This is a genomic window from Gordonia sp. 852002-50816_SCH5313054-c (assembly GCF_001665925.1).
Classification (GTDB): domain Bacteria; phylum Actinomycetota; class Actinomycetes; order Mycobacteriales; family Mycobacteriaceae; genus Gordonia; species Gordonia jacobaea.
In genome coordinates, this window is record NZ_LZTE01000068.1 from 64,808 (window position 1) to 76,312 (window position 11,505).

11 protein-coding genes are annotated in these 11,505 nt (G+C 65.2%); 9 read left to right on the forward strand and 2 right to left on the reverse strand.

Going from position 1 to position 11,505, the window contains the following annotated elements; translation table 11 throughout:
- The first annotated feature begins 2 nt into the window (after positions 1 to 2).
- From A5788_RS17870 to A5788_RS17895, 6 genes are all read left to right on the forward strand, one after another.
- Positions 3 to 2,288 carry an oxidoreductase gene (locus A5788_RS17870; protein WP_064869029.1) on the forward strand — a complete coding sequence of 762 codons (2,286 nt, stop codon included), beginning with the start codon at positions 3 to 5 and terminating at the stop codon, positions 2,286 to 2,288.
- A complete protein-coding gene (locus A5788_RS17875) occupies positions 2,285 to 2,731 on the forward strand; it encodes a PaaI family thioesterase (RefSeq protein ID WP_064869033.1) in 447 nt (148 codons plus the stop codon). The genes A5788_RS17870 and A5788_RS17875 overlap by 4 nt, the downstream gene beginning before the upstream one ends.
- Before the next feature lie 91 nt (positions 2,732 to 2,822).
- Positions 2,823 to 3,632, forward strand: coding sequence for a cyclase family protein (locus tag A5788_RS17880; RefSeq protein WP_064869035.1), 810 nt, complete (start codon positions 2,823 to 2,825; stop codon positions 3,630 to 3,632).
- The gene (locus A5788_RS17885; protein WP_064869038.1) at positions 3,629 to 5,236 is read left to right on the forward strand and encodes a phytoene desaturase family protein; all 1,608 of its coding nucleotides are present in this window, start codon (positions 3,629 to 3,631) and stop codon (positions 5,234 to 5,236) included. The genes A5788_RS17880 and A5788_RS17885 overlap by 4 nt, the downstream gene beginning before the upstream one ends.
- 95 nt (positions 5,237 to 5,331) lie before the next feature.
- The gene (locus A5788_RS17890; RefSeq protein ID WP_082937876.1) at positions 5,332 to 6,966 is read left to right on the forward strand and encodes a thiamine pyrophosphate-binding protein; all 1,635 of its coding nucleotides are present in this window, start codon (positions 5,332 to 5,334) and stop codon (positions 6,964 to 6,966) included.
- A 66-nt stretch (positions 6,967 to 7,032) separates the two neighbouring features.
- Positions 7,033 to 7,872 carry a PaaX family transcriptional regulator gene (locus tag A5788_RS17895; RefSeq protein ID WP_064869162.1) on the forward strand — a complete coding sequence of 280 codons (840 nt, stop codon included), beginning with the start codon at positions 7,033 to 7,035 and terminating at the stop codon, positions 7,870 to 7,872.
- Positions 7,873 to 7,889: 17 nt separating this feature from the next.
- Here A5788_RS17895 and A5788_RS17900 read toward each other — a convergent pair whose 3' ends face one another.
- Complete coding sequence (locus A5788_RS17900; protein ID WP_064869043.1) at positions 7,890 to 8,288, reverse strand: RidA family protein; 399 nt, start codon at positions 8,286 to 8,288, stop codon at positions 7,890 to 7,892.
- A 115-nt stretch (positions 8,289 to 8,403) separates the two neighbouring features.
- On the opposite strand from A5788_RS17900, the gene A5788_RS17905 reads away from it, so the two are divergent.
- Genes A5788_RS17905 through A5788_RS17915 form a run of 3 tightly spaced genes read left to right on the forward strand, consistent with a single transcriptional unit; the run spans position 8,404 to position 10,675 of the window.
- On the forward strand, positions 8,404 to 9,330 hold the full coding sequence (locus tag A5788_RS17905) for a fumarylacetoacetate hydrolase family protein (protein WP_231894126.1): 927 nt from the start codon (positions 8,404 to 8,406) through the stop codon (positions 9,328 to 9,330).
- A 14-nt stretch (positions 9,331 to 9,344) separates the two neighbouring features.
- Positions 9,345 to 9,806 (forward strand): cupin domain-containing protein, encoded by a 462-nt coding sequence (locus tag A5788_RS17910; protein WP_064869046.1) that lies wholly within the window; start codon positions 9,345 to 9,347, stop codon positions 9,804 to 9,806.
- Positions 9,803 to 10,675, forward strand: coding sequence for an acyl-CoA thioesterase (locus tag A5788_RS17915; RefSeq protein ID WP_064869048.1), 873 nt, complete (start codon positions 9,803 to 9,805; stop codon positions 10,673 to 10,675). The genes A5788_RS17910 and A5788_RS17915 overlap by 4 nt, the downstream gene beginning before the upstream one ends.
- Positions 10,676 to 10,707: 32 nt before the next feature.
- Here A5788_RS17915 and A5788_RS17920 read toward each other — a convergent pair whose 3' ends face one another.
- Positions 10,708 to 11,442 (reverse strand): rhomboid-like protein, encoded by a 735-nt coding sequence (locus A5788_RS17920; protein ID WP_082937878.1) that lies wholly within the window; start codon positions 11,440 to 11,442, stop codon positions 10,708 to 10,710.
- Positions 11,443 to 11,505: the final 63 nt, after the last annotated feature.

The following is an 11,505-nucleotide window of genomic DNA, read 5'->3' on the forward strand; positions in this document are numbered from 1 at the left end:
AAATGAAGTACTCCATCATCGGCGGCGGCCCAGGCGGGCTGCTCTCGGCCATCCTGCTGAAACTCGACGACCCCTCGCATGAGGTCACCGTCTACGAACGCAACGCACCTGACAGCACATTCGGCTTCGGTGTGGTGTTCTCCGACGACACGCTGGCCAACCTCGAGGCGGCCGACGCGGTATTGCTCGACCGGATGCGCACGTACTACCGGTATTGGTCACCCATCGACGTCGACTATCGCGGCTATCACGAACGCTCCGAGGGACATTCGTTTGCGGCGATGGCCCGCAAGCAACTGCTGCTGCTGCTCGCCGAGCGCGCGGCCGAGCTGAAGGTCGACCTGCGGTTCTCCACCACCGCACCCCCGCTCGAGGAGTTGCGTTCGACGAGCGACGTCGTAATCGCCTCCGACGGAGTGAACTCGACCACGCGCACCGCGATCGCCGAGTCGCTGGAGCCGAGTCTCGATCGACGTCCGTCGAAGTACGCGTGGTTTGCCACCACCGCACCAGTCGACTGCTTCCGTTTTGTCTTTCGTGACACCCCACATGGTTTGTTCTGGGCCCACATCTACCCGTTCGACGAGCACACCTCGACGTTCATCGTCGAGTGTTCTCCGCAGACATGGCGTAACGCGGGACTCGACGTGTACGCCGAGCAGCCACGCCGTCCCGGCGAGACCGACGAGGCGTCGCTGAAGTTCTGCGAGGAGGTATTTGCCGACTATCTGAACGGACATCCGCTGCTGGGCAACAACTCCGGCTGGTTGAACTTCACCGTGGTGCGTAACGAGTCCTGGCACGACGGCAACACCGTCTTGATCGGCGACGCAGCCCACACCGCCCATTTCTCGATCGGCTCCGGCACCAAGATGGCGATGGAGGACGCCATCGCGCTGACCACCGCCCTGCGTGGGGTCACCGAACCCGACCAGGTCACCGATGCGTTCGACACCTACGAGCGCGAACGTATGCCCGTCGCCGCGTCGTTGCAGCGGTCAGCACAGACGTCGATGGAGTGGTTCGAGGACATCGATCGCTACCGCTCGATCCCGGCCGAGCAATTCGTGTTCCAGCTACTCACCCGCAGCCAACGCGTCACCTACGACAACCTCAAGATGCGCGATCCGAAGTTCGTTGGGCGCCTTGACGAGTGGTTCGCTCAGTCCGACAATCGCGCAGGCGTCGGGGTACCGGCGTCGACGCCACCGATGTTCTATCCGTTCACCATTCGTGGACTGACCCTGCCCAACCGGGTTGTGGTCTCCCCGATGGCGCAGTACAGCGCCATCGACGGCGTCCCGAACAACTGGCACCTCGTGCACTTGGGATCACGTGCGGTCGGCGGGGCGGGCCTGGTCATCACCGAGATGACCGCACCCACACCCGATGGTCGGATCACGCCGGGATGTCCTGGCCTGTGGAACGAGCCGCAACGCGACGCGTGGGCAGGGATCGTCGACTTTGTACACCAGTCATCAGACGCGAAAATCGCTCTGCAGCTTGGTCATTCCGGACCCAAGGGTGCGACCAAGGTGATGTGGGAGGGCATCGACGACCCGCTGGAGGAGGGTGCGTGGGAGATCATCGCCCCCTCACCGCAACCGTATCGCAGCGACAGTCAGGTACCTCGGGAGATGAGCGTCGACGATATTCTCGCCATGGTCGACGCCTACCGGGAGTCTGCGCGGTTGGCGGTATCCGCAGGCTTCGACATGATCGAATTGCACTATGCCCATGGCTATCTGCTCTCGGCGTTCTTGTCTCCGCTGACCAACACGCGCACCGATGAATACGGCGGTTCCATCGCCAACCGCGCACGCTTCGGTGCACTGATACTCGACGCCGTCCGAGAGGTGTTCGACGGCCCGATCAGCGTGCGTATCAGCGCAACCGACTGGGTCGACGGTGGCATCACCGACGACGATGTGATGACCATGTCGACGATCTTCGCCGAGCACGGCGCCGATCTGATCGACGTATCCACGGGCCAGACCTCGGTCGACGCCAAGCCCGCCTACGGTCGTCTCTATCAGACGCCGTTCTCCGACCGCATCCGCAACGTGCTGGGCATTCCAACGATCACCGTCGGTGCTGTCGCGTCTGTCGACGATGTCAACACCATCGTGCTCTCGGGTCGAGCGGACCTATGTGCCATCGCCCGACCGCACCTGGTCGATCCCTATTGGACGCTGAATGCCGCACTGGACCAGGGCTATCGGGCGGGTCCCATGCCCACGCAGTATCGGTCCGGCCGCAGCGCCCGTCGACGAGAGCAGACGCCGTGACCACGGAGCAGGCGGATGGCGACATCGTCCTCGACGCCCTGGGCTACCGCCAGGGGGCGCTCGACCGCACCCTGGGCATCCGCGTCGTCGAACTCTCGGCTGAGCATTCTCGGGCGGTGATGCCCGCTGCGGGCAACACCCAGGTCAGCGGACGGGTACACGGCGGCGCGTACGCGGCGCTCGCCGAGACCATCGCCTCCCTGTCGGCGGCGGTACACGCGGGCCCGGGACGTATCGCGCTGGGCACCGAGCTCGCCGCCAGTCACGTGGGCGGCACCGACGCGGGCGAGGTCCATGCCGACTGCCGGGCACTCTCGCTCGGGAGACGCCTCACCGTGCACCAGGTGGAGCTGCGCGCAGACGACGGCTCACTGTTGTCGGCCGTTCGCGTCACCAACTACCTCACGAGCGATCGGCAACCTGCCGCAGCCACCCCCGCATAGACTCGCTCCCACCATCCACCCCACCGCATCCAAAGACCGCGGCGTCCATCCACCACCGCGCCTTTATCACTGACCGACGAAAGGTTCTGCCATGACCGAGTCACTCACCACCGGGTCGGCAACGCTCGCATCATTTCTTGCCACCCTCACCGACGGCTCGGTGACGGTACTCGACCTCACAACTCCGCTGAGCAGCGAGACGCCCGCCCTGGTGCTTCCCGACCCGTTCGTGAATCTGATCGACTTCAGTCTGGAGGAGGTCAGCGCCTACAACGAACCCGGCCCCTTCTGGCGGCACAACAACATTCACACCGGTGAGCACATCGGCACCCACCTCGACGCCCCGATCCACTGGATCAGCGGTCGCGACGGCCACGACGTGTCGCAGATCCCCGTTGAGCGACTGATCGGACCCGCCGCGGTGATCGACCTGACCGACAAGGTGGCCACCGACCCCGACTACCTACTCAGCGTCGCCGACGTCGAGGATTGGGAGGCTGCGAACGGGACCCTGCCCGCGGGCGCCTGGCTGCTGCTGCGCACCGGCTGGGAGACACGCGGCGGCTCGCAAGCCGAGTTCCTCAACGTCGACGACACCGGTTCGCACACACCGGGTGTCTCCGTCGAATGCGCCGAGTGGCTGGCCACCCAGCGGCCCATCACCGGACTCGGCGTGGAAACGGTCGGTGTCGACGCCGGAATGGCTGGCGGTTTCGAACCCGCCTTCCCCGTGCACTATCACTTCCTCGGCAACGACAAGTACGGCGTCACGTCGCTGCGCAACCTCGGCCGGCTTCCCGCCACCGGTGCGGTCATCGTCGTTGCGCCGCTGCCGATCGTCGGCGGCACCGGAAGTCCGGCTCGGGTGCTGGCCTTGGTCGAGAAAGCGCCGTCGGCATGAGTTCGATCAGCGATGTGGTGGTGATCGGCTCGGGCATCAACGGGCTGGTCGTGACGGCCGAACTCGCACTCGCCGGGCGCTCGGTGACGCTGATCGAGGCCAACCCGGAGATCGGCGGTTTCATCGAGTCCGGTGAACGAACCGCACCGGGATTCATCCACGACACCTTCTCGTCGTGGCATCCGCTGTTCGTATCAGGAGCCGCCTACGGGGCGCTCGGCGACGAGCTACACGCGCGCGGACTGGTCTACGACAACACCGACGGCCCGGTGACCGCAGGCGCAGGGCCCGACGGCCGCGTCGCTGTCGCCCACCGCGACATCGACGCCACGCTGGCTGCTTTCGAGCATCCCGAGGACAAGGACGCCTACCTCGGGATGCTCGGAGATCTCGAAGCCAGAGCAGGCACCATCTTCGGTGCACTCGGCACCGAACTCGACCCATCGTCGATGGCCAGACTGGCCATGCGCACCCTCGGCAGTCAGCGCGCCGCCGGTACCGAGGCCTTGGTACGCGACGGATTGTCCAGCGGCCGCAGCTATCTGGATTCTCGATTCGACGGTTGGGAAACCGACCGACTCTGGTCTCCGTGGTTGCTGCACGCCGGCCTGGGTCCGGACTCGGCGACCGGCGGCGTGATGCTTCCCGTGATGGCGGGCACCATGCACCAATTCGGGTTGCCGGTGGTACGTGGCGGCGCGAAGAAATTCATCGACGCCTTCACCGCGTTGTTCGACGATCACGGCGTGGCAGTGGTGCGCAGCACCCCTGTCACCGAGATCGTGATGCGCGACGGCGTCGCGGCGGGAGTCCGCACCGCAGACGACGAGTGGCTCGCTCGGGATGCTGTGGTCGCAGGGGTCACGCCGCAGGCGCTCTACAACGAGCTACTGCCCCGAGATATGGTGCCGCCAAAGGTATTCGAACAGGCGAGGGGCTACCGGTACGGGCGAGCGGCCATGCAGATCCACCTCGCTCTGGATCGGCCGGTGGCATGGTCAGACGAACGGTTGCGCGAGGTGCCGCTGATTCATGTCACCGAGGGGGCGTCGACGATCGGGATCGCGTGTGCCCAAGCGCAGGCAGGTGTGCTGCCGGACCAACCGACGATCGTCGTCGGAGCGCAGTCACTGCTCGATCCGTCGCGCGCCCCGGACGGGGCTGCCACCCTCTGGATTCAGTTGCAGGAGCTGCCATTTGCACCGGTTGCCGATGCGGCGGGCGAGATCTCGACCACCGGCACCTGGACATCGGCGGTCGCCGAAGCGTACGCCGACCGCGTCCTCGAACGCATCGCCGCTCTCGCACCCGACCTGACGTCGACCATCGTGGCTCGCAACATCATCTCGCCGACAGATCTCGCGGGCCACAATGCCAATGCGGTCAACGGTGATCCCTACTGCGGCAGTGCCGAACTCGACCAGAATCTTCGCTGGCGACCGATCACCTCGCAGGGACGCCACCGCACCGGAATCGACCACCTCTGGCATATCGGGGCATCCACCCATCCAGGCCCTGGGCTCGGCGGCGGGTCTGGACATCTCGTCGCCCAACAGTTGCTGGCCCCGCGCTCACGCAACCCGATCGCAAGGTTCTTCTCGTGACATCACTACCCCAGACCACCATCACCCCATCCGACGACTCCGGCCAGCAACCCCAATCTGGCTGTCGCACTTACGGTCCGACGGTCGCCGAGGTGGTGGGCAGCGTCCTCGCCGACCTCGGCGTCGGACACGTCTTCGGTGTGGTCGGCAGCGGCAATTTCGACATGACCAACGCCCTGCGCGCGGGCGGCGTCGGGTATACCGCTGCCCGCCACGAGGGTGGTGCGGCGACCATGGCCGACGCCTACACCCGCATGTCCGGCAACGTCGGCGTGGTCTCGCTGCACCAGGGGTGCGGACTGACCAACGCGATGACCGGGATCGGCGAGGCCGCGAAGAGTCGCACACCGATGCTGGTGCTCACCGCGGATGCCCCTGCGTCGGATCTGCATTCGAATTTTCGGATCGATCAGGACGCACTCGTTACCAGCGTAGGAGCCGTCAGCATGCGCGTGCACGGCCCGCGAACCGTGGTCGCTGACGTGATACGAGCCGTCCGGACCGCGGTCACACAGCGTCGGACGGTGGTCCTCAATGTTGCGATCGACGTCGCTGCCACGCCCGCCACCGTCGTCGGCCCGGTCACTGCGGACATCACAGCCCAACGGGTACGTCCGAGCCGGGAAGGGCTGGCGGAGTTGGTATCTCTCATCAACGCCGCGCAGCGTCCCGTGTTCGTCGCCGGACGCGGCGCGCGAGATGCCGGGGCTCAGATCGCGGCGCTCGCAGAGCAGACCGGTGCACTCGTCGCCACGTCGGCGGTGGCCAACGGCCTGTTCACGGATAATCCCTTCTCACTGGGCATCTCCGGCGGATTCTCTTCTCCGACAACAGCAGAGCTACTGACCGAGGCGGACCTCATCGTCGGATGGGGTTGCGCACTCAATAACTGGACGATGCGGCACGGTGCGCTGATCGGCCCGGAGACCGTCGTCGCGCAGGTCGACGTCGAAGTCGACGCCATCGGTGCGCACCGGCCGGTCCGACTCGGCCTGGTCGGAGACTGCGCACTCACCGCGGCCGACGCTCTCACCGAACTCGAAATCACCGGCGCGCCAGCATCTGTCGGCTACCGCACACCGGATATCGCGGCGCGCATCGCCGCATCGTCGCGCTGGCGGGATGTGCCCGTCGACGACATCTCCACTCCTGAACGGGTTGATCCCCGACTGCTGAGCATCGCGCTCGACGACATCCTGCCCGCCGAGCGCATCGTCTCGATCGACTCCGGAAACTTCATGGGGTACCCGTCCACACATCTGGGGGTGCCCGACGAGTTCGGTTTCTGTTTCACCCAGGCCTTCCAGTCCATCGGACTGGGGCTGTACACGGCGATCGGCGCCGCTACCGCGCAACCCGATCGGCTCCCCGTTCTCGGCACCGGCGACGGCGGTTTCCTGATGGCCATCGCCGAGCTGGAAACAGCTGTGCGCCTGAACATTCCGCTCGTCGTGATCGTGTACAACGATTCCGCGTATGGCGCCGAGGTCCATCACTTCGGAGATGCCGACATGTCCACGGTGACATTTCCCGACGTCGACATCGCGGCGATCGCGCGAGGATACGGCGCGACAGGAGTCACCGTACGTTCGATTGCAGACCTGGACCCGGTCCGCGCGTGGATCACCGCGGTCGAGTCAGGCACCCAGACGGGGCCGTTGGTCATCGACGCCAAGATCGCCTCCGACGGTGGCGCGTGGTGGCTGAAAGAGGCGTTCGCCAATCACTGACTCCGGTGGCAATGCGGCGCATCGACAGACGCGCCGCATGCCGCCGGCGTGTCGTATGGTGTCAATATGACGACCGTCGCCACACCACACGGAGCCGACCTCACAGCTCCGGCGCCGCGCCACCTGATCGTGACTCTGTTCGCGATGTATGCCCGACCCGAGAACAATTGGCTCTCGGTGGCTTCCGTCGTCCGGCTGATGGAAGATCTTGGCGTCGACGGACCGTCGGTCCGTTCGTCGATCTCACGACTCAAGCGCAAGAACATTCTGACCAGCGTCCGCCATGATGGTCAGGCTGGATACTCACTGTCGCAGCCAGTTCTCGACACCATCAACGACGGCGACGACCGCATTTTCGGTCGTCGGCGCGCGACTCTCGACGACGGGTGGGTGATCGCGGTTTTCTCGATACCCGAGTCCGAGCGAGACAAACGGCACGCACTGCGCACAGCGCTGACCCGACTCGGATTCGGGATAGCTGCGCCCGGGGTGTGGATCGCCCCGGCCGTCATCCTCGATGAGGTTCGGAAAATGTTGCAGCGCAACGAGATGGAGCCCTACGTAAGTCTATTCGATCACTGCGTACTCACCGACGACGCCGCGGCAAAGGTCGCGTCCTGGTGGAACCTCGAGGAGTTGGCGAACCAGTACACCGCCTTTCTCGATCACTATGCCCCACTGGCGCAAGACATCTCGGGCGAGATCGGCACCCGTCGCGCTTTTGTCGAATACGTCCCGATGCTGACCACCTGGCGTCGACTGCCCTACCTCGACCCCGGTCTGCCACTGCAAGTGCTTCCCGAAGGATGGCCGGGAGTCGACGCCGCCCAACTCTTCAGCGAGATCGACGCATCACTGCAGCCAAGAGCACGTGAACACGTGCAGTCGATCGTGCACATCTCCTAGCTCAACGGCGCACCGAATCAGCTTGCAGCAGCAGCGATCCCCTGGATCTCGATCATCGCTTCCTGCTGCCACAACGAGGTGACGCCGATGCCCGCCATCGCGGGATAGTCGCTCACTCCGGTCATCTCACGCCAGATGCGTCCAATCTCTTTCCCGTGGGCCTGATAGTCGGGGATGTCGGTGAGGTAGATGGTCACCGAGAGCAGCCCGGCCGGATCACCACCGGCGGCTTCCAACGCAGCGAGCACGTTGCCGAACGCCTGGCGAAACTGCTCGACGATACCTCCGTCGACAATCCTCCCCTCCGCGGTCAACGCCGTTTGGCCCGCAAGAAAGATCAGACCGCCGTGGCGGGTGGCATGCGAGAAGCCGGAGGGCTTCAGCAACTCAGGGGGATTCACAAACGAGACGGTCATGCCTACTTCTCCTCAATTGGTGCGCGACATCGATACGTCGTATATCGTAGTTGTCACTGGCGTCAATTGCACGCTATATGTGTTGCCTGTTCCACAAGGACCCGAGGAGACCGGTGTGACCCGAACGAGCGCGGACGGCGATGCGGAAAGCGGCGGGCGCGGACCACATCCGACGATCCTGGCGACCCTGCGTGTCTCGGAGAGCACACGCTGCGCCGTACGCACCGGTGACACCTATACGCTGCTGTCTGCTCCAGATGTGGGAGCGCTTCTGGCCGAACCCGATTGGCGCGCACAGCTGGCCGGCGAGGCTCTATCAGAACCTGCCGCCCAGTCCATTCCTGTCGCCGAGGCCGACTACGCGCCGCTGGTCACGAGCCCCGGAAAGATCCTCTGCTGCGGTCACAACTACGCGGGCCATATCGCCGAAATGGGTAGGCCGACACCGGAGCATCCGACGCTGTTCGCAAAGTTCGCGGACACATTGACCGGCGCACGTGACGACGTCGTCTTCGACGCCGCGGTTGCCGAGGGACTCGATTGGGAGGCGGAGCTCGCGGTGGTCGTCGGTGCGACGATCCGCAACGCCGACGCCACGACCGCGCGTACGGCAATCGCCGGATACACGGTCGCCAACGACATTTCGGTCCGACCGTGGCAGCGCCACACCGGACAGTGGCTGCCGGGCAAAGCATTTGATGCCACCACTCCCCTCGGTCCGGTACTGGTTGGAGCCGACGCCTTCGACCCCGCCGACGGCCATGACATCCGCTGCACGGTCAACGGCGGTGTCGAGCAGGAGTCCGACGTCGCCGATCTCGTGTTCGATGCGGCGGCCCTCCTCTCCTACATCTCGACCTTCACCACCCTGCGACCGGGCGACGTGGTTCTGACCGGCACACCCGCAGGCGTAGGTGCGGCATGCTCGCCGCCACGCTCGCTGAGCCACGGTGACGTCGTGGTCACCGAGATCGAGGGATTGGGACGGTGCGAGAACCGCATCGTCGTCAACTCGACTGTCCTCAACTCGACCGCCAACTGAGAGGCACACCTACCATGTCCACCTCCGAGAAGCTCGCTGCTTCACCCGAATTCCCCTGCGGCACCGTGCCCGTCGTCACCAGGCACGGCCAAGAGCACCAGGCGACAGCACAATCCGGCGGCGCCGTGCGCGTCTCCGGGGTCAGCCCGCAGCACACCCCTGCCACCAAGATCTGGTACGGCAAGGTTTCCAACGAACCCGGCTACCGCTCGCTGCCGCACCACCATGGAGAGGCAGAGACCGGCGGCTACGTGCTGACCGGACACGCTCGAATCTACTTCGGCGACAACTACTCCGACTACATCGACATGAGTGCGGGCGACTTCGTCTTCGTGCCCCCGTTCATGCCTCACGTCGAGGCAAACATGAGCACCACAGACGAATTGGTCTGGCTGACCGCACGCACGCCCGACAACATCGTGATCAACCTCGACGACGTCGATGATGCTCTCTTAGAAGGGTATTCGCGCGCATGAGCACCTCGACGTTCAGCCTTCTCGACGCATTCGATCTCACCGGCGGTGAACGGGCCGACACCGGCGAGTACGCCTTTTCGGCGCGACACCAGGTGATCCCCTCCGGCCGTGCGTACGGTGGCGAGGTGGTGGCACAGGCCGTCACCGCGGTGACACGGACCGTCGGTGAGGACAGGTCTATCCATTCCTTCCACGGCTATTTCCTCCGGCCGGGCGACGTCAACGAATCCACCACGTGGACCGTCGACGCTACGCGGGACGGGCGCGGCTTCTCCGCCCGCGCGGTGACCGGCACGCAGAAGGGCAAGCAGATCTTCACCGGCTTGGCGTCGTTTCACATCGGTTCGGAGTCGGTATCACATCAGCTGTCGGCGCCGGACCTACCGAATCCGGAGTCGTTGCCCACCTCTGCCGAACTACTGGCCGGAAGCCGGGTACGTGACGCGCAGTATTGGTCACACGAACGGCATTTCGACATCCGGCACCACCCCGGAGCGGTCTACACGTCCGTGTCCGGACCGCGCGTACACCAACAGGTGGTGTGGCTCAAAGCTTTTCAACCACTGCCGGACGATACCGCCGTCCACCGGCAGGCACTTGCCTACCTGTGCGACTACACCCTCCTCGAACCCGCACTGCGCTACCACGGCTTTGCCTGGGCCGACGACGGCGTGGTGACCGCGAGTCTCGATCACGCCATGTGGTGGCACAACGACGGCCGTGCCGACGAGTGGATCGCGCTCGTTCAGGACGTACCGATCAGCGGGAACGGACGGGCACTGGCGACCGGCCGCATCTTCGATTCGAACGGCGTGCTGCTGGCGACCGTCGTCCAGGAGGGCATGGTTGCCTTCCCGGCTCGCGACTGATCGGCGACACGCCCCTGCGCTGCCGCCGTAAGCTACTGCGGTGCAGCCGGTTCGACTGAGTCTGAATGCCGTAGACGCCAACGCTCACGCCACCGACGGGCCGAGGCGACGGGGTCCCACGCCTCGCCGCGACCGCGCGTGATCGGATACCACGCCAGCCCGATCAGCGCGGCGCTCAGATGGCCGATGTTGGTGAAACTGAGGTCGGTGATCACCGGAACGGCGTAGTAGATGAACACTCCCGCGAGGTAGATCCATCGCCAGGGTCGCGCGATCCGATAGGTGAGTACACCGACGACCCCGGCGAAGAAGTAGCTGACGCCGACATCCTGCACGTGGATCATGTCGGCGCTGCGGACGCCCTCGTGGATGGCGAGCCCTAGCACACCCTGACTGACGAACGTCGCGATGATGTGCGCCGATGCTCCGACGAGGAGCCAGCGCCACGAGCCAAGCCACCGCTCGGCCGGCACATGGAAGATGCAGAAGGCCACCGCCCAGGGCAGCCAGAACGCGCCGTCGATCCAGAACAGGCTGGTCCATAGGACGTGGATCGGATCGTGCGTGAGGTGTTCGAGGTTGGTCGAGCGTGCGCCGAGCACGCGATCGAGGTCGGCCGGGCTCATCAGGTGCTGCGCGATGGTCGTCGCCAACAAGACCGCGAGCCACAGGAACGTCAGTGGTGCGCTGCGAAGGCAGGACACGAGGTGGGCGGCCACACGTCGTGGTCGCCGGCTCGTCGTCGTGTCACCGGTTGCCTGCGTCATCGTGCTCAAGTGTGACGCACCGACGGCTGCTGCGCCCGCGATCGACGCTGACCGAGGTCATCC